This window comes from Flavobacterium sp. FG19 (assembly GCF_057809475.1).
The window spans coordinates 42,673-64,013 of sequence record NZ_JBMDKA010000010.1; the positions used below are offsets into that span (position 1 = coordinate 42,673).

Consider the following 21,341-nt stretch of genomic DNA (forward strand, 5'->3'; position numbering starts at 1 on the left):
ATTAACCGATAGTTTATAACGCCCAGTTTGTCATTCCGACTGAAAGGAGGAATCACACTCGTAACCACAAAGATTATCGACTACTGTTGAGGAATTCCTAATGCGATTTCTCCCTTCGGTCGAAATGACAAGACACAAAAAAATAAAAACCAATGTTTTCAAAAAATAAAAAATACAACATCAAATTAAAAACTACTTTCCTAATGTTATTAGCTGTCTGCATCCAATCCACAGCACAAACCACCGCATGGAAACCAGCCTCATTTGAAATTGTAAAATCAAAATGCAAAACGTTCAAAACCACACAATATGCTCATGTATTTTCAGGAGGCAAACACAATATCGTTCGTTTAGCTCCGGAATTACAAGGTTTAACTGGAATTGAACTTCCTTTAGAAGCCTATAAAAACGGAACTAATCCTCCATTACAATTAAAATTTAAAGAGCCAGTAACTGTTTTAGTTGGGGTTTTTCAGGATAAAAATGCTGAATATCTTCAAGCTGATAAACTTCAAAATGGCAAATTAGTTTTAGAAAACGGATTAACGATAACAGGTTTACCGCTAGTAAATGTTTATGCGATTTCATTTCCAAAAGGAACACAAACATTAAATTTTGGAAAAGGATTATTTGCAGTTTTAGGAGTTGTAAAAGCTTCTGAAAATTTAAAATCTAGAAACGCAGAACTTCCAGACGGAAAACTTTGGAACCCAACTTTTATTGTAGAAGGATTTTCAGATGAAAAACCGCTTTTCGAAATTATCGGCGGAGAAAACAAACCTGTTATTGATGAAGGAATGTCCGGAACAGAAGGAATTCAAGGCGGTTTTGAAGGCGGACGTGTTGTAAAAGTCGGCGATACCTATCATATGTTTCCAACCGAAAGAGCAGGAGAAAAAGGTGTTGACTATTATTACGATCGTGTAAAAACAAAAATTGGACATTGGACAAGTAAAGATGCCATTCATTGGAAAAGAGAATCTACAATTTACCAAGCAAGCGGAACTTACGCTGTTACAGAAGACGATAATCCGATGAATGATCGTCGTGCAGCTATTTGGTCTTATATGCCAATTTTTAATGAAAAAGCAAACAAATGGTACGGCTATTATTTGGCTTATACCGTTAGTAAAGAAATTGAACCGAATCATTCATTCGGAAGAATTTGGCGTTGTGAATCGACTGTAGACGGAATCAACGGAATTGGCGGTCCTTATAAAGATATGGGAATCATCATGGAACCAGGATTAGATTCTCAGCCTTGGGAAGGACGTCAAGGAGTTGCTTCATTTTTTCCGTATAAAGTAGGCGATAAATATTTCGGATTTTATAGCGGTGCGTATCCGTTCAATTCATGGGCAGATTATCCGAAAAAATCAGGAAAAGGCTGGTTTGTGGCTTTAGCCGAATCCAAAAGTTTAGAAGGTCCTTGGTTGAGAATGAATAAAGGTTTGGAACCGATTAAAACTATGCATCCGTTATTTGTAGAAAATCCAATCGTGAGTCAATTACCAAACGGTTTGTACATTGCGATTTTCGACGGAGGTCCAGACGGCTGGGGACATCATTTGCCGAATATGATTGCATATTCATTATCAGCAGACGGCGTGAACTGGGCAGAAGCACATTATCTTCCAATAGAAACTAAAGTCGATAAATGGTGGGATATTATGCGAACGCCTTTGTGTTTAATCCCAGAAGGAAATGACGTTTACACAATCGTATACAATGCAATCGATTTGAAAAAAAGATTTCATCCAACAGGAATGGTAAAAGTAAAACTGAACAAAGACGTAATGGATTCTCGTTTAAAAGAATTGAAGAAATAGAAGAGAAGTGGGGAAGATGTAAGATGCAAGAAGCAAGATTTTAGAATATAGAGAATAGAATATAGAATATAGAACGCAGATTAAACTAATTTACTTCGTAAAAACGCTGGTTTACGCAGATTTTAGTTTAAATCAGAATGTAAGTAAAAAAGAAAAATCCGTTACAATCCGTGTCTTTACGAAGTAAATCCGCGTCATCTGCGTACCAAAATACACAAAAAGCAAAATGAAAATTAAATATCTAATCGTAGCCATTTCAGCACTTGCTATAACCAGCTGTGCGACTAAATACAAGAAAAGAGAAATTACCGATAGCGTAATGCAGGAGATTTACGAAGAAATCAAAACGCCTTATAAATACGGTTTGGTGATGGTTCCTACCGACAACTCATACAAAATGGATTGTCCGAGTGTATTTAGAAAAGATGGCAAATGGTATATGACGTATTTAATTTACGATGGAAGAGGTTACGAAACTTGGCTGGCAGAAAGCGACAATCTTTTAGACTGGAAATATCTAGGAAAAGTAATGTCTTTTTCAGAAAATGAAAAACATTGGGACGTCAACCAAAAAGCAGGATATATTTCGTTGCAAGATCCAACTTGGGGCGGAAGTTACGAATGGGAAAAGTACGATGACAAATATTGGATGAGTTATTTTGGCGGTGACAGTAAAGGTTACGAAGCAGGCGTTTTATCAATCGGAATGGCTTACACTAAAGAAGCACCAACAAAACCACACGAATTCCAAAGATTAGAAAATCCGGTTTTAACACCAAAAGACAAAGACGCCAGATGGTGGGATAATAGTACGATGTACAAAAACAGTGTGATTCGTGATAAAGATAAAGTGACAGGACACAATTTTATCATGTATTACAATGCCAGAGGCGATAGTATCAATCCTGCTAAAGGTGCTGAGCGTATTGCTATGGCAGTATCAAATGATATGAAAACTTGGAAACGTTATGGCGATAAACCTTTAATCAATCATCATAAAGGAATTTCGGGAGATGCTTATATTCAGCGTATTAATGATACTTGGGTAATGTTTTATTTTGGAGCCTTTTGGACAGGCTGGGATCAAGGTGCATTTAACCGTTTTGCAGTTTCGAATGATCTAGTAAACTGGACGGACTGGAAAGGAGATGATTTAGTTAAATCATCAGAACCATACGATGATTTGTTTGCTCATAAATCATTTGTCGTAAAACACGATGGAGTTGTTTATCATTTTTACTGCGCGGTTAACAAAGCAGAACAAAGAGGAATTGCAATCGCAACCTCTAAAGATTTAGGAAAAAGCAAATTGAATTTTGTGGCACCGCCGGAGAAAAAGACAAAGAAGAATTAAGACTAAAGTACAAAGTATTAAGATAAAGTATGTTTTAAACCTGACAGGTTTTTGAAACCTGTCAGGTTTAATTACTCAAAAACAAATAAAGACACAGTTTTGTCATTTCGACTGAAAGGAGAAATCACACTCGTAACCACAAAGATTGTCGATTAAAATTGCGGAATTTCTAGTGCGATTTCTCGTTCCTCGAAATGACAAAAAATACTAAAAATAAAATAATGTTTAAGCCATTTCAAATAAATAACTTTTCAAGGTTTCGAATTTCGATACCAAAATCAGTATTCACATTTTTCATTTTACTTCTAACATCTTACACAACCCATGCCCAATCCGTAACAGGAGAGCCAGCGGGAGTTCCAGAATTGCATAAAAAATATCAATTTGCGCCGTGGGAAGATCCAACAATTACAAGCATCAACAGACAGCCATCAAGAGCAACTGCTTATTCATATGCAAGTATTGAAGACGCATTAAAAGGCGACAGAACCAAGAGCCGAATCCAAATGCTAAATGGTGATTGGGATTTTAAATATGCTGTAAATTTAAAGGAAGCTTCTAAAGATTTCTATAAAAATACCGTTTCAGGATGGGATAAAATCGAGGTTCCATCAAATTGGGAAATGAAAGGTTACGATAATCCGATTTATAAAAGTGCCGTTTATCCGTTTCGACCGATAAATCCGCCTTATATTCCTAAAGATTATAACGGAGTAGGTTCTTATCAAAGAAGTTTTACCGTTCCTGAAAACTGGAAAGATATGACTGTTATGCTTCATTTCGGAGCCGTAAGTTCAGGATTTGAAGTTTGGTTAAACGGAGAATTTTTAGGGTATGGCGAAGACAGTTTTCTACCATCAGAATTTGATATTACACCTTATTTAAAAGCAGGAGAAAATGTAGTTTCAGTTCGTGTAATTCGTTGGACAGATGGTTCTTATTTAGAAGATCAGGATCACTGGCGAATGAGCGGAATCCAACGTGAAGTTTTCATTATGGCCGAGCCGAAATTGCGTATTCAGGATTTCTTCGTTCAAACGAAATTAGACAAAGAATATAAAGATGCTATTTTCAAATTACGTCCAAAAGTAGAGAATTTGACAGGAGCAAAAATCAAAGATTATACGATGCATGTTCAGTTGTACGATGCCAATAATACGGCCATCTTCAAAGAACCGCTTCAAAGACCTGTGATTGATTTAATCAACGAAAGTTATCCTCGTTTGGATAATGTACGTTTCGGATTCTTCCAAGAAACGATCAAAAATCCTAAAAAATGGAGTTCAGAAGAACCGAATTTATACACGATGGTCATTTCGATAAAAGATAAAAACGGCAATGTTACCGAAGCCAAAAGCTGTAAAATAGGTTTCCGTTCGATTGAATTCTCGAAAGAAAACGGAAAAATGCTCATCAACGGAAAAGAAACCTATGTGTATGGCGTAAACCGTCACGATCATCATCCCACAAGAGGAAAAGCGGTTACTAGAGAAGATATCAAACAAGATATTACTACAATTAAAAAGTTCAATTTCAATTTTATACGTACAAGCCATTATCCGAATGATCCTTATTTCTACGAATTATGCGATCAATACGGCATTATGGTAATGGATGAAGCGAATCAGGAAACACACGGAATAGGCGGTAAATTAAGCAACGATCCGCTTTGGACAAATGCCTATATGGAAAGAATGATCCGAATGGTTGAAAGAGATAAAAACCATCCATCGGTTGTAATGTGGAGTTTAGGTAACGAAGGCGGAAAAGGTCCAAATCATGCTGCAATGTCGGGTTGGGTTCACGATTTCGACATTACCCGTCCAGTTCATTATGAACCAGCGCAAGGAAATGCAAAATTAGACGGTTACATCGATCCGCTTGATCCGAGATATCCAAAAACAATCGATCATGCTTATCGATTCGAAAACCCAAAGGATGATTCTTATGTCGACATGGTCAGCCGTTTTTATCCGGGCGTTTTCACACCAAAATTTTTAGTAGACCAAAAGAAAGATACACGACCGATTATTTTTGTTGAATATTCTCATGCGATGGGGAATTCAGTTGGAAATTTAAAAGAATTATGGGATGAATTTCGCTCGCTTCCAAGAGTTATAGGAGGTTGTATTTGGGAATTCAAAGATCAGGGAATCGTGAAATTTGATTCGAGATCAGGACAGAATTATTTTGCGCACGGAGGAGATTTCGGCGAAAAATATCATGACGGAAACTTTAATACAAAAGGAATTGTTGATTCTTACGGAAAACCAAAAGGCTCCATTTTTGAGAATAAATGGGTGTATCAGCCAGCGATTTCGACTTTAAGAGGCAATCAGTTAGAAATAAAAAATCGTCAGGCTGTTAAATCTTTAGAAGGATATATTCCGGTTTTAAAAGTGTTAGAAAACGGAAATGTAATTAAAACTCAGATTTTAAAACCATTTAAAGTAGAAGCTGGACAATCGACAACTTTAGATGTGAGTCCTTATTTTCCAAAAATGAAAGCCGATGCTGAATATATTTTAAATATAGAATTCCAGCTTTCAAAAGATGAGCTTTGGGCTTCAAAAGGTTACGCTGTCGCAGAAGATCAGTTTATATTGAAAAAGAAAGAAGCTGTTTCTCCAGAATCTAAAAAAGAAACACTGAACGTTTCGGAATCAGATTCCGATTTCAAAATCAAAGGAAAAACTTTTGATATTACAATTGGAAAAACAAACGGAGCTTTAAGTTCGTATGTTTTTAACGGAGAAGAACAAGTTTTTACACCTTTATTGCCAAACTTCGTAAGACCACTTACAGACAACGATAAACGAGGATGGAAATCACAAAAACTGCTGAAACAGTGGTATAAAGCAAAACCAAAATTGGTTAATATTTCAATTGACAAATCAGCTTCAGAAATCAAAATTACAAGCGATTACGAAGTAATAAAAGACAGTGCGAACGTAAAAGTAGTTTACAACATTTTACCAAACGGACTAATAAAAGTAGATTACAGTTTAAAAGCCTCAGACAAACTACCAAACATTCCAAAAATCGGAATGCAGATGGGCGTTAAAAGAAGTTTCGACCAAATTTCATGGTATGGAAAAGGAGAACTAGAAAATTACAGCGACAGAAGTTTTGGTTCGTTTGTTGGAAAATATTCGCTTCCGATAAATGATTTTATCGAACATTATCCAAAACCGCAGGAAAACGGAAACCGATGTGATGTAAGATGGATGGCATTAAGCACTCCACAGAAAAACAACGGATTTTTAGTAGTAAACGATACCAAAGTCCTAAGCATGAGTGCATGGCCATACACACAAGAAAATTTAAGCGTATCTGGACATACGTATGATTTAAAAGATCCTGGATTCTTGACTTTAAACATCGATTTAATCCAAATGGGAGTAGGAGGAAACGACAGCTGGACTATTGTTGCACAACCATTAGAACAATATCAGATTAAATCAGGAAATTATGAGTACAGTTTTTATTTGACGCCTTTCAGCGGATCGAAGAATGAATTGGAAAGTAGTTTGAAGAAGTTTAAATATTAGTTGATAATTAAAAATTAAGATTTAAAAATTAAAAAGTAATCTGCGAAATCAGCTAAATCTGCGAGAGTAAATTTTTCCCGCAGATTTTGCAGATTAGGCAGATTTGTAAATTAATTAAGGATTAAAGATATAGTTTGTCATTTGGAGTAACGAGAAATCACACACGTATATCGACAAAGATTGGAGAAATACTTTGCAGAGTTTTTAGTGTGATTTCTCCTTACGTCGAAATGACAAAAAAAAACAACAATATAAACCCGACAGGTTTCAAAAACCTGTCGGGTTTACGAACAGAAAATAATAACAATAATGTCTAACCGTAACCACATTTTTCTTTTCAAAAAAGACTTTCGACTTTGGACTTTCCAACTTTCGACTATTATCTTTTTTCTTCTTTTTGCAAGTCTCATCTCTGCACAAGAAGTCCATAAAAAAGAAACCAATTTTCAGCCAACATTAGAATCCTCAAGACCTTGGGTATATTGGTATTGGATGAAATCGGCGTATTCTAAACCCGGAATCACAGCCGATTTAGAAGCCATGAAACAAGCTGGAATTGCGGGAGCTTATTTAATGACTATTAAAGGGCCGGCAAATCCGCCGTTGCTAGATCCACCAGTTTTACAGTTGACGCCTGAATTTTGGGACATGATTCATTGGGCTTTTAAAGAAGCAGATCGTTTAGGATTGAAACTAGCTTTTCACGGAGCTGACGGATTTGCCGTTGCCGGTGGACCGTGGATTACGCCAGAAATGTCGATGCAGAAAGTAGTCTGGTCAACAACTGAAATTTTAGGTGGAAAAAAAGTGGATTTAAAACTGCCAGTTCCATCACATTACAAAGACTATTATAAAGACATTGCCACTTTTGCGATTCCGATAAAAGAATACGAAATCACTTCGCAGATGCAACTGCCAAAAGTAACCACATCAAACAATACCGATGCCTCGTTTTTGGCTGATCCTAAAAAAGACGAAAACTTCAAGTTTGCCGATGCAGGCTGGATTCAGTACGAATTTGTACAGCCATTTACTTGCAAATCAATTGTCATTGAAACCAAAGGAAGAGACTTTCAGGCACAACGTCTGATTATAGAGGTGAGCGATGACGGAGCTAATTTTAGATTCCACGAAAGAATGATCGCACCACGTCACGGCTGGCAAGACATGGATTTCCCGAATACACATACGATTATGCCTGTTACGGCAAAATATTTCCGATTTGTGTATGATCCAAAAGGGACAGAACCTGGAGCAGAAGATTTGGATTTTGCAAAGTGGAAACAAAATCTGAAAGTGAGTAAAATAATACTTTCAAATCAATCACTGATTAATAATTACGAAGGAAAATCAGGAGCAATTTGGCGTTTAACTCCGCAAACTACTGAAAAAGAAATTCCAGATTCTGATGCATTCAAAAAAGCAGAAATTATCAATATTTCCAATTTTGTTGATGCTGATGGGAATTTGAATTGGAAAGCACCAAAAGGAAAATGGAAAATTATCCGAATGGGACATACTTCGACAGGACATGAAAATGCAACTGGCGGAGCAGGAAAAGGGTTGGAAGTAGACAAATTTAACCCAGAATTAATTCGTTTTCAGTTGAATCATTGGTTTGGAGAAGCCGTTCGTTCTGCTGGACCAGAATTAGCTTCGAAAGTTCTTGAAATCCTTCATTTTGATAGTTGGGAATGCGGAAGCCAGAACTGGTCTTCGGTTTTTCAGGCGGAATTTAAAAAGAGACGTGGCTACGATCTTGTCGATTATCTTCCAGTTATGGCAGGAATTCCAGTAGAAAGTGCCGATTTTTCAGAAAAGGTTTTATACGATGTTCGTAAAACAATAGCCGATTTGGTTGCCGATAATTTCTACGGAACTGTAGCGCAAATCGCTAAAGAAAATAACATAAAATTAAGTGCCGAAAATGTGGCGCCTGTAGTAACTAGTGATGCATTGCTTCATTATAAATTTGTAGATTATCCAAGTGGTGAATTTTGGCTAAAAAGCCCAACCCACGATAAACCTTTTGACATGGTTGATGCCATTTCGGGCGGGCATATTTATGGAAAAGATATTATTCAGGCAGAATCTTTTACAGCTCTGCGAATGGATTGGGACGAACATCCCGGAAATCTAAAAACAACGGCAGACCGGAATTATGCTTTAGGAATTAACCGTTTATTCTATCACGTTTTTGTCCATAATCCGTGGACGGACAGAAAACCCGGAATGACTTTAGACGATATCGGGACTTTTTTTCAAAGAGACCAAACTTGGTGGAAACCCGGAAAATCGTGGTTTGATTATTGTCAAAGAGTACAGTTTCAATTGCAAAAAGGAAGACCTGTAATTGATTTGGCCGTTTTTATTGGAGAAGATTTTCCGTCCCGTTCTTTTGTTCCAGATCGTTTGGTTCCTTTTATTCCGAATGTTTTTGGAAAGGAAAAATTGGAAAGCGAGAAAATCCGTTTAGAAAATGAAGGTCAGCCAACAGCAAAAATGCCAAAAGAAGTCACTTATTCTAAAAATATTACGGATTTATCACAATGGATTAATCCGCTAAATGGGTATCAATACGATTCTTTCAATGCCGATGTTTTAATTAATCGTGCGAAAGTGGTAAACGGAAAAATTTCGTTTGATGGCGGAATCGAATACGGCGCTTTATTCTTTCCGGGAAGTCATAAAATGGCACCGAATAAGATGCTTTCTTTGGCTTCCGCCGAAAAAATCCTGCAATTGCTAAAAGACGGTGGAACTGTTTTTGTGGATGAAAAACCGAATCTTCAACCTGGAATCCATTCTGAAGCCGAGCAAAAAAAATGGCAGAATATAATTGATGAAATTTGGAATAATTCCAATTCTTCAACATGGAAAATTGGAAAAGGAACAGTTGTTAAATTACCGTATTTAGGAAATGATTTTGCTTCAATCGGAATTACTCAGGATATTTATTTTCCAAATCTAACCAGAGCAGATTCAGAAACTATTGCATACACACACCGAAAATCAGAAAGCGAAGATTTATATTTTCTTTCGAATCAAAAGAATGAAAAAAGATCATTTGATGCTTCTTTTAGAATTTCAGGAAAAGTGCCGCAATGGTATAATCCGGTTACAGATCAAACTTCGGCTTTAGCCAATTGGAAAATAGAAAACGGAAGAGCAATTGTTTCGATAACTTTAGATGCCAATGAATCTGGTTTTGTGATTTTTAAAGATGAAACGAAAGAAGCTTTAGCAAATGGAAAATCATCTGAATTTGAGAAAGTTCAGACTTTAGATGAAAATTGGGAATTGCAGTTTGATCCAGCTTTTAAAGGTCCGAAAGAAGTGGTAAAAACAAACAAGCTTTTTGATTGGAGTACTTCAGAAAATGGTCAAATTAAGTATTATTCGGGAACTGTAGTTTATAAAAAAGAGTTTGTTTGGAAAGGAAAAAGCACAGATAAAATTTGGCTCGATTTAGGTGAAATCTCGAATATGGCTGAAATCAAAATCAATGGAAAAGACTGCGGAACACTTTGGACTTTTCCTTTCAAAACTGACATTTCAAAAACTTTACAAAAAGGAAAGAATACAATAGAAATTAAAGTCACAAATACCTGGAGAAACAGATTAATTGGCGATCAAAAATTACCAAAAGAAGAAAGATTAACATGGACAACAGCGCCCTTTCGTTTAGAAGGAGAACCGTTGCTAAAAGCAGGATTATTGGGGCCGGTTGTGATTTTACAAGAGAAATAGATATATGTACCGAGCCTACAGCTCTTTTTTATCGTGTTTAGTATTATAAACTGGACTAAAGTCCAGCCTTAGAAAATGTTTCGAGCCAATGGCTCTCTTGCATAATGTAAAAGTTCCCTAGGAACGATTCATATTGTAGCGTCGGGTTTTAACCCGATGAATAAATAGGATGATTCATGTAAAATAAAAGAATAAATAAAAATTTAGCCACAGATTAAAATGATTAACACAGATTAAATATTAGCCACGACCCGAGCGATAGCGAACGGGCGAAACAATTAACGAATTATTTTTAGAATAAGAATTGAGGAAAATTCGTGAATTCGTGGCGATAAAAAAATCCAAATAATCCTTTAATCTGTGGCAAAAAAACAAAAAAATGAAAAAATCAATTATTGTATTATTAACGATTTTAGCGAGTTTTCAAATCAATGCCAAAATCAAACTGCCAGCATTGTTTACAGACAATATGATGTTGCAGCAAAAATCAAATGCACCAATTTGGGGTTGGGCAGAAAAGAACGCTAATATTGTAATCAAAACTTCATGGGATTCTAAAACTTATAAAGTAAAAGCAGACGCTTCAGGTAAATGGAAAACAGAATTAAAAACGGTTTCCTTTGGTGGACCATACACCATTGAAGTTTCAGAAGAAACAGAAAAAGTAACCATCAAAAATATTTTGCTGGGCGAAGTTTGGCTTTGCTCTGGACAATCCAATATGGAAATGCCGTTGAAAGGTTTTCAGGGACAGCCTGTTAAAAACGGAAACGAAATTATTGTAAGATCAACCAATAAAAATATTCGTTTAATTACGATTCCAAGAGCAACCGTTTTAGAACCATTGCAAGATTTCGAAGGGAAATGGGAAGAAGCTTCTCCAAAATCAACATCCAATTTTAGTGCTACGGCTTGGTATTTTGGGTCGCTTTTACAGGAAGTTTTAGATGTTCCTGTGGGATTGATTCATGTTGCATACGGAGGTTCAAGCATGGAAGCGTGGATGAATCAGGAAATGCTTAAAGATTTCACCAGCGCTAAGATTCCAACTACAAAAGAAGAATTAGCAAAAGATCCAAATCGTGTGCCGACGACTTTGTTTAACGGAATGCTTTCGCCTGTAATTGGTTACGGAATCAAAGGCTGTATCTGGTATCAAGGGGAATCGAATTACGAAAGAGCTTCTGAATATACTGCTTTAATGAAGAAAATGGTCAGCAGTTGGAGAGCGTTATGGAAACAGGGAGATTTCCCGTTTTATTATGCGCAGATTGCACCGTTTAATTATGCTTCTTTTCATCCAAAAGATTATCAAGAAAAATACAATTCGGCTTATTTGAGAGAAGCGCAGTTTAAAGCTTCAAAGGAAATTCCTAATTCAGCAATGGCGGTTTTAATGGATGTTGGAGAAGAAAACAGCATTCACCCAATGGACAAAGAAAAAGGCGGAAATCGTCTGGCTTTTCAGGCTTTGGCAAGAACTTATGGAATTGAAGGTTTTGAATACGAAAGTCCGAAATATAAATCGATGGAAATAAAAGATGGCGCTGTAACGGTTTCTTTTGATGATGTTAATAACGGAATTACATCTTATGATAAAGAAGTAACGGGTTTTGAAATAGCAGGAGAAGACAAAGTTTTTTATCCAGCGAAAACGGCTGTAAGAAGAAAATCAGTGGTTTTGACTTCTGATAAAGTAAAAAATCCAGTGGCAGTTCGTTATTTATGGAAAGATTTCGCTAAAGCGGAATTGTTTAGTGGCGGAGGTTTGCCGGTTTCTTCGTTTAGAACAGACGAATGGTAATATACGGATGCTCCTGCAAGGTTTTCAAAACCTTGTAGGTGTTTTGAATTATGAGTTTAACGTCTAGTTTGTCATCCCGAGGAACGAGGGATCTCCGCAAGTAACTCGACAAAGATTGGTGACTATTGTTGCGGAGTTTCTAGTGTGATTTCTCCTTTCAGTCGAAATGACAAAAAATGAGAATAAATCTCCAAGATCTGCCAAATCTGCGAGAGAAAATAAAAAAATATACCTACAAGGTTTTGGAAACCTTGCAGGAAAGAAAACGATGAGAAATAAATTACTGATAATACTTTTCCTTACCACGCTTTGCCTTAAAGCGCAAATTCCTGCGCTCGATAATTACAATCAGGTTTGGACAACGCAAAGCAATAATTCATCAGAGTCTATGCCTTTGAGTGGCGGTGATATTGGTATGAATGTTTGGGTAGAGAAAGGCGATTTGTATTTCTATTTTTCACGAAGCGGAACTTTTGATGAGCATAATACTTTATTGAAATTAGGTCGTGTAAAAGTTACTTTAAGTCCGAATCCGTTTGAAGGGAAAGACGGTTTTCGTCAGGAATTGAAACTCAAAGACGGTTATGTTTTGGTTGGTCAGAATGATACTAAAATCAAACTTTGGGTAGATGTTTTTAAACCGATAATTCATGTTGATTTAGAAAGTAAAAATGCGTTGCAAATGACGGCTTCGTACGAAAGCTGGCGTTATCAAAATCGTTATCCGAAAGGAAAAGAAAATAATGCCAATTCTTATAAATGGGCACCTCAGGGAGAACTTATTACGTATAAAGATTCTATTTCGTTTGAAAATAACGGAATCAAATTTTACCACAGAAACAGAGAAAATACGGTTTTTGATGTTGCGGTAAAACAGCAAAAAATGGAATCGGTAAAAGACCAAATGCTGAACCCAATTGCGAATCTGACTTTCGGTGGTTTTATGACCGGAAACAATCTGAAGCCAAACGGAACGTATTTAGGAAAATATCAGTCCACAGATTTTAAAGGCTTTAATTTATCAAGTATAAAACCTTCCAAAAAACATTCATTAGAAATTTATTTAAATACCAATCAATCTGATTTTTCGACTTGGAATAACGGGTTAAAAAGTTTGATTTCAGATAATAAAAACAATTTCAAACAAGCAGAAAAAAATACTCAAAAATGGTGGAATGCTTTCTGGAACCGTAGTTTTATTTTCACACAAAAAAATCAATCGATTAAGAAAGATTCAGTATATCAAATCGGACAGAATTACCAGTTGTTCAGATACATGTTGGGTTGCAATGCGTATGGAAAATATCCAACAAAATTCAACGGCGGACTTTTTACAGTTGATCCTGTTTACACCAACAAAGATCTGGATTTTACACCCGATTTCAGAAACTGGGGAGGCGGAACCATGACTGCTCAAAATCAGCGATTAGTTTATTTTCCGATGGTAAAAAGCGGAGATTTTGATATGATGAAATCGCAACTAGATTATTATTTGAATCTTCAAAAAAATGCTGAATTACGTTCAAAAGTATATTGGAATCATAACGGAGTATCTTTCACGGAACAATTAGAAAATTTCGGACTTCCAAATCCTGCCGAATACGAATGGAAACGTCCCGCAGATTACGATCCGGGAATGGAATATAACGCTTGGCTGGAATACGAATGGGATACGGTTTTTGAATTCTGCCAAATGATGTTGCAGCAAAAAGAATATGCGGGAGAAGACATTCAGAAATACAATCAATTTATTATAAGCTGTCTTCGATTTTTTGATGAACATTATCAATATTTAGCCAAACAAAGAGGCAGAAAAGCTTTGGATGGAAACGGAAAATTAATTCTTTTTCCGGGTTCAGGAGCAGAAACTTATAAAATGGCAAATAATGCCAATAGTACAATTTCGGCTTTACAGGTAATTACAGAAAGTCTTTTAAACCTTTCGGGAAATCAATTGTCCAAAGAAGATTCAGAATATTTAAAAGCTTTCCAAACTAGAATTCCGCCTTTGAATTTTGGACAGATTAAAAATCATAAAGTTTTACTTCCTGCTAAAACTTGGGAAAGGGTTAATAATTCGGAAGTTCCGCAATTGTATCCTGTTTATCCGTGGGGAATTTACGGCATTGGAAAACCTGATTTAGAAACCGCTTTAAATACATGGAAATACGATTTAGATGCTTTAAAATTCAGAAGCCACGTAGGATGGAAGCAAGATAATATTTTCTCGGCTCGTTTGGGTTTAACCAAAGAAGCGATGAAATATAATACAATGAAAATGGCCAACTCGGATAGACGTTTTCCAGCTTTCTGGGGACCAGGATTTGACTGGGTTCCAGATCATAATTGGGGCGGATCGGGGATGATTGGCATGCAGGAAATGCTTTTGCAGGAAACAGACGGAAAGATTTATCTTTTTCCAGCCTGGCCAAAAGAATGGAACGTCCATTTTAAATTATATGCCAAACAAAACACTACAATTGAAGCCGAACTCTTAAATGGAGAATTGAAGCTTTTAAAAGTAATTCCGGAAGAACGAAAAAAAGACATTATAAATCTGTTAGGAAAATCTGATGCAGAGAAAACGAAATTAAACTAACTATTACTAACAAAAATGATTAAGAAATTAATAAGTGGTGCTGTTTTGTCCCTATTTTTGACCACAAACGGACAAGCACAATCAGTTCCAAATACTGATAAACAAATCGTAAAAGTCGATTTTGACTTTTATCAAAGAAAGCTAGAAGAAGTTCACGATCCGAGTTATGATTCGTGGGTAATTAATGAAGGAAAAGAAGACCAGAAAACTTTTAATGGAGTAAGTTTTAAATTAAAAGGAAACTTTACTTCAAAATGGTATAAAGTGGGAATGAGCGCTCCATATTACAATAGATTAGGAAGCGATGGTTTGGTTACAGCTGAAAATTTAGAATTGAAAATCAGCGGACTGAAAGCAGGAAAGCATACACTTTTAACTTTTCACAACGCTTTTGATGTGATTACAGGGAAAACTTTTTCTCCAATCAAAATCTTCGTAAACGGAAAACTTCAGGAAACTGTAAATGCAAGTCAGAGAGCCAATGCTAAAGTTGATGCTTCAATGGCTTACATTACTTTTAATGCTGAAAAAGGTAAGGATGTAATCGTTCGTTTTGAAATTGATCCTACTTCAAACCCAGATATTATAAAACAGATTGTAATCAATGGTTTTGAAATTGATACGCCAAATTTAATGAATCAGGCCAGAACTCCGGAACCAAAAAATAGAGATGAACATGTTGAAGTGGGCAAAACTTTAATTCTAAAATGGGATGCTGTAAAAAATGTGGCTTCTCATAAATTATATTTTGGCATAGATAAGAATGCAGTAGAAAATGCAACAGAAGCTTCAAAAGAATTTAAAGGAAAACTAACGGAGAAATCTTTTACAGTTTCTGATTTATACACCGGTACAACTTACTATTGGAGAGTTGATGAAGTGGATAATAACGGCGAAGTAACTTTAGGAAACGTTTGGTCGTTTAAACCTGCACAATTGGCTTTTCCGGGTGCAGAAGGCTACGGTCGTTATGCTGTTGGTGGACGTGGCGGAAAAGTAATTGAAGTAACCAATTTAAATGATGACGGACCAGGAAGTTTACGTGATGCGATCAATCAGGAAATTGGACCAAGAACCATTGTTTTCAATGTTTCGGGAAATATCAAGTTAGCTTCGAGATTAGTAGCAAATCAGCCCTATATTACTATTGCGGGACAAACAGCACCAGGCGAAGGAATTACGATTAGCAGAGCGCCAATTGGATTGACAGGAAATGATGGTGTCATTCGTTTTCTAAAAGTGAGAATCGGAGGCGGAACTACTTTTGACGGAATGGGATTAACGGGTGCTGATTACAGTATTATTGATCATTGCTCTATCAGCTGGACGATCGATGAATCGTTTAGTTCGCGAGGAGCGCATCATATTACGCTACAGCGAACTTTAATTTCAGAAGCTTTAAACGTTGCGGGACATGATAAGTATCCTGCTGGAAAAATGCACGGTTTTGCAGCAACGATTGGCGGAGATATTGGAAGTTTTCACCATAATTTACTGGCACACAACCAAGGTCGTAACTGGAGTATTGGCGGAGGTTTAAATGGAGACGGTTATTACACAGGAAGGCTGGATATCACAAACAACGTGGTTTACAATTGGGGAGGAAGAACAACTGACGGTGGTGCTAATGAAGTAAATTTTGTAAACAATTATTATAAACCGGGTGCTTCAACTACGATATTCGTAGCTTTAAATGCACAGCACGAAGGTGTTGGAAAAGGAATGCAACGCTACTATTTTGACGGAAATATAATGCCGGGTTATTTTGATGAGAAATCTCAAGATAAAGGAAGAAAATCTACGATAAGCAATAATGAAAAAGTAGCATATGAAACTTTTGTTGATAAACCATTTTTTCCTTCTTATGTAAATACGCAATCGGCTAAAGGTGCGTATAAAAATGTACTTTCAGATGTTGGGGCAAATCAGCCGTTTTTTGATAAGCATGATAACCGAATTATCAATGAAACTTTAAAAGGAACTTTTACTTACAAAGGAAGCAAAAGCGGTTTAGGCGGCATGATTGATAACGAGCAGGATGCAGGAGGATGGCCAAATTTTGCTTCAGAAACTCGTCCAGCAGATTGGGACACCGATCATGATGGTTTGCCAAACTGGTGGGAAAAAGCTTTTGGATTGAATGAAAACTCCGCTTCTGGAGATTTTTCAGATGCGAATTCAGATACCGATAAAGACGGATTTACGCAGTTGGATAATTATTTAGATTGGTTGGCTCAGCCTCATTATTTTATCAATTTAAAAGATAAGAAAGTTTTAAATGTGGCAGATTATTTCAAAGGTTTTGAAAATAAACCGGTTTACACTTTCTCAGAAGTAAAAAATGGAAAAGCGAGTTTAAAAGGAAAAGAAATTCAGTTCACGGCTTCAGATAAAGGTTTCGCTTCTTTCGTAGTAACGGTAAAAGATGCAGACGGAGATTCAATGAGCAGAACTATTAATTTCTTTATTAAATAAAAAGGTTTCACGCTGATTATGCAGATTTTGGCAGATCTGCGCAGATTTTATCCTAAAATAAAAATCAATAAATATCTGTTTAAATCTGCAGAATATGTTCGAAAAAATATTCTCTCGCAGATTTAACAGATTGAGGAGATTTTAGACAAGAAATAAAAATCAAAAAATAAATCTGCTTAAATCCGAAGAATCTGCGTGAAAAAAAATACGTTGCAGATTAGATTAAAAAAATTAAATCAGCACAATCTGCTAAATCTGCGGGAAAACTTAATCTCTCGTAGATTTGGAAGATCTAGCAGATAAAAATAATATCAAAATGAAAAAGAATATCATCATCTCAAGTTTATTTCTTTCAACCGTAATCTTTGCACAAAACAAGGGTTTGGTAGCCAATTCAGAAAGTCCATATTCTAAATTACAAAGCGTAGGCTTACAAGATGTAAAATGGACAAACGGATTCTGGAAAGAACAATTTGATGTAGAAACTAAAAATACCTTGCCGTATATGTGGGATTTGTATCATAACGATGAAGTTTCGCATGCTTACAAAAACTTCGAAATTGCAGCAGGATTAAGCAAAGGAGCTTTTAAAGGCCCTTCGTTTCATGATGGTGATTTCTATAAGATTTTTGAAGGAATGGCGGCAACGTACGCTGTTACAAAAGATAAAAAACTCGATGCTGAAATGGATAAAGCCATTGCGCTTTTCGCGAAAGTACAGCGTAAAGACGGTTATATCCATACACCAGTTTTAATTGATGAACGCTGGGGAACTTTAGGTCCGGAAGAAGTAAAAAAACAATTGGGTTTCGAGAAATACAATATGGGGCATTTAATGACCGCAGCTTGTATTCATTATCGTGCCACAGGAAAAACAAACTTTCTGAATATTGCCAAAGGAGTTGCTGATTTCTTGTATGATTTTTATAAAAAAGCATCGCCAGAATTGGCTAGAAATGCGATTTGTCCGTCTCACTATATGGGAATTGTTGAAATGTACAGAACGGTAAAAGATCCAAAATATCTGGAATTGGCTAATAATCTAATTGATATTCGCGGAACTACAAATGACGGAACCGATGATAATCAGGATAGAGTTCCTTTTAGACAGCAAACCACTGCAATGGGACACGCTGTAAGAGCAAATTATCTATACGCAGGAATTGCCGATTTATATGCTGAAACAGGTGAAAAGAAATTATTAGACAATTTAGAATCCATTTGGGATGATGTAACGTATCGCAAAATGTACATTACGGGAGGGTGCGGTTCTTTATACGATGGGGTTTCGCCAGACGGAACTTCTTATGATCCAACGGTGGTGCAGAAAATTCATCAGGCGTATGGAAGACCTTTCCAATTGCCAAATGCAACAGCACATACCGAAACTTGTGCCAATATTGGAAATGTTTTATGGAATTGGAGAATGCTTCAAATTACGGGAGATGCCAAATATGCTGATATTGTAGAGTTAGCACTTTACAACAGCGTACTTTCGGGAATGGATTTGGAAGGAGAAAAATTTCTGTACAACAATCCTTTGAATGTTTCAAATGATTTGCCATTTCATCAAAGATGGGGCAATGAACGCGAAGGTTATATTGCTTTGTCAAACTGTTGTGCGCCAAACGTAACTCGAACAATTGCCGAAGTCGGAAATTATGCTTACAGTCTTTCCAAAGAAGGTTTGTTCGTAAATTTATATGGAAGTAATACTTTGAATACCAAAACCATTAACGGAGAAACATTAGAAATTGAACAGCAAACCAATTATCCTTGGGATGGAAAAATAACCTTGAAAATTGTAAAAGCTCCAAAAGATTTGCAGAATTTCTTTTTAAGAATTCCGGGTTGGAGCCAAAATGCTGAAGTTTCGGTAAACAATTCAAAAATTACAGATAAAATTGTTTCTGGAACTTATTTGAAATTGAATCAAAAATGGAAAAAAGGAGATGTTATTGAATTGAATCTCCCAATGCCAGTTGAGTTGATGGAAGCCAATCCGTTAGTGGAAGAAGTTAAAAATCAGGTTGCTGTAAAAAGAGGACCTTTGGTATATTGTTTAGAATCGGATCAACTGCCTGCCAAAATTAGTGTGAATGATGTGGCTTTAAATGTAAAATCGAAATTTACAACAAATCCTTTTACATTAAACAATAGAAACTTAGTGAGTATTGATGCTGAAGCTGTTATAAATTCAAATAATTCATGGGAGAAAACGTTGTACAAACCACTTTCTGCTAAAAATGAAAATACGATACAAGTAAGATTGATTCCTTATTTTGCATGGGGAAATAAAGGAAAAGGCGAGATGACGGTTTGGATGTCGCATTAAAAGATAAAAATAATATTCCTATTTTCCATAGAGACGCACTGCAGTGCGTCTTACGTGTTTTTGAGAATGTGTAAACGTGACGTAGACGCACTGCAGTGCGTCTCTACAATCTTAAATAAAAAACATATGAAATATATTCTAACCTTATTTTTAACAACTACACTTTCTCTATCAGCCCAAACGCTCGATAATAAACTCACATTAACCGTTGCCCAAGACGGTTCGGGAGATTTTAAAACTATTCAGGAAGCAATAAATAATGTAAAAGATAATTCCGAAAAGCGAGTTGTAATCACTATAAAGCCTGGAAAGTATGTAGAGAAATTGGAAATTCCTGTTTCAAAACCATTTATAACTTTAAAAGGAACAGATCGAAATAAAACCATTATTTCATTTGATGATTATTCAGGAAAACCACTTCGTGAACCAGATCCATCGGGGAAAACTGCTTTTGGAACTGGAACTTCATATTCTTTTATGATTAAAGGAAATGATTGCACACTCGAAAATTTAACTGTTGAAAATACGGCTGGAAGAGTGGGGCAGGCTGTAGCACTTCATATTAAAGGTGACAGAGTTATTGTAAAGAATTGCAATCTTTTAGCAAATCAGGATACGCTTTATTTATCTGAAGAAAAAACTCGTATCTATTTTGAAAACTGTTTTATCAACGGTACAACCGATTTTATTTTTGGAGCTGCTACAGCTTATTTTTATAAATGTACTATTGAAAGTTTAGTTAACTCCTACATTACAGCGGCTTCAACTCCGCAAGGACAGGCTTATGGTTTTGTTTTTGTTGATTGTAAACTTACTGCAAAAGAAAAATCGGTGGACAAAGTTTTCTTAGGAAGACCTTGGAGACCTTATGCGCAAACGGTTTTTATCAATACCGATTTGGGCTCACACATTATTCCGGAAGGTTGGAATGCTTGGATAGACACAAGGTTTCCGGACAAAGACAAAACGGCTTATTATGCTGAATACGGAAGCAAAGGAGCGAGTGCCAAAAATATATCGCAGCGAGTATCATGGTCGCATCAGTTAAAAAAAGAGGATATACAGAAATACAATAAAGATTTAGTTTTAAATGGATGGAATCCTGTTCGGTAACTCAAGCAATTTAAAAATTACATTATGCCTGCTATCATGACAGTTTGTTTAGGATAGCAGGCTTTTTTATCTCTTGATTAGATCAAGGATCTATTTAATTTTCGTTAATCAGAAATTACGTTTAAAAATGAAAAATAATTATATTTTTTTTAAGAATTTAAGAGATGAGTCGGCATAGTTTACTGTAAGTTTTTTACTGTAAAATTTGAATTATTTTTGTGTTTAATCTACTTTTTAACAATTAAAACAAATAATCTTAAGTACTTATGTGTCAAAAATCAGAATAATTAATTTTGCATAAAAGTTAAGAATTGCTTGTTTTTACTGAATTTTTTGCTTCTTTTGCGTAAAAATAGGTTCGCATATTTTGGTTTGTGCAAACATTTACTTCCATTTTTTAAGGACAGATATTTTTTCATGCTGTTTTTTATCAATATTGTTTTTTTTAGGTGATTTTTTTTGAAATACCGCTTTCAAAACAGGATAGAGCAGGACGGTTCTAATATATCATCGTTATATTTTTGGAATATT

The 21,341-nt window shown here is 35.9% G+C and carries 9 protein-coding genes; all 9 read left to right on the top strand.

The window, feature by feature from the left end; all coding sequences use genetic code 11:
- The first annotated feature begins 152 nt into the window (after positions 1-152).
- The 9 genes from ACODST_RS11900 to ACODST_RS11940 all read left to right on the top strand — a co-directional run bounded on the left by ACODST_RS11900 (position 153) and on the right by ACODST_RS11940 (position 20,810).
- Positions 153-1,829, top strand: coding sequence for a hypothetical protein (locus tag ACODST_RS11900; RefSeq protein ID WP_488932321.1), 1,677 nt, complete (start codon positions 153-155; stop codon positions 1,827-1,829).
- Positions 1,830-2,055: 226 nt separating this feature from the next.
- Positions 2,056-3,183 carry a glycoside hydrolase family protein gene (locus ACODST_RS11905; RefSeq protein ID WP_488932322.1) on the top strand — a complete coding sequence of 376 codons (1,128 nt, stop codon included), beginning with the start codon at positions 2,056-2,058 and terminating at the stop codon, positions 3,181-3,183.
- Between the two features lie 221 nt (positions 3,184-3,404).
- On the top strand, positions 3,405-6,734 hold the full coding sequence (locus ACODST_RS11910) for a glycoside hydrolase family 2 TIM barrel-domain containing protein (RefSeq protein ID WP_488932323.1): 3,330 nt from the start codon (positions 3,405-3,407) through the stop codon (positions 6,732-6,734).
- 309 nt (positions 6,735-7,043) lie between these two features.
- The gene (locus ACODST_RS11915) at positions 7,044-10,484 is read left to right on the top strand and encodes a glycosyl hydrolase (RefSeq protein ID WP_488932324.1); all 3,441 of its coding nucleotides are present in this window, start codon (positions 7,044-7,046) and stop codon (positions 10,482-10,484) included.
- Positions 10,485-10,863: 379 nt separating this feature from the next.
- A complete protein-coding gene (locus tag ACODST_RS11920) occupies positions 10,864-12,288 on the top strand; it encodes a sialate O-acetylesterase (RefSeq protein WP_488932325.1) in 1,425 nt (474 codons plus the stop codon).
- Positions 12,289-12,556: 268 nt separating this feature from the next.
- Positions 12,557-14,887 (top strand): DUF5703 domain-containing protein, encoded by a 2,331-nt coding sequence (locus ACODST_RS11925; RefSeq protein WP_488932326.1) that lies wholly within the window; start codon positions 12,557-12,559, stop codon positions 14,885-14,887.
- Positions 14,888-14,902: 15 nt separating this feature from the next.
- Positions 14,903-17,362: a pectate lyase family protein gene (locus tag ACODST_RS11930; protein WP_488932327.1), complete on the top strand. Its 2,460-nt coding sequence runs from the start codon at positions 14,903-14,905 to the stop codon at positions 17,360-17,362.
- A 316-nt stretch (positions 17,363-17,678) separates the two neighbouring features.
- A complete protein-coding gene (locus ACODST_RS11935; protein WP_488932328.1) occupies positions 17,679-19,697 on the top strand; it encodes an aceric acid hydrolase in 2,019 nt (672 codons plus the stop codon).
- A 126-nt stretch (positions 19,698-19,823) separates the two neighbouring features.
- A complete protein-coding gene (locus ACODST_RS11940; protein WP_488932329.1) occupies positions 19,824-20,810 on the top strand; it encodes a pectinesterase family protein in 987 nt (328 codons plus the stop codon).
- Positions 20,811-21,341 lie beyond the last annotated feature (531 nt).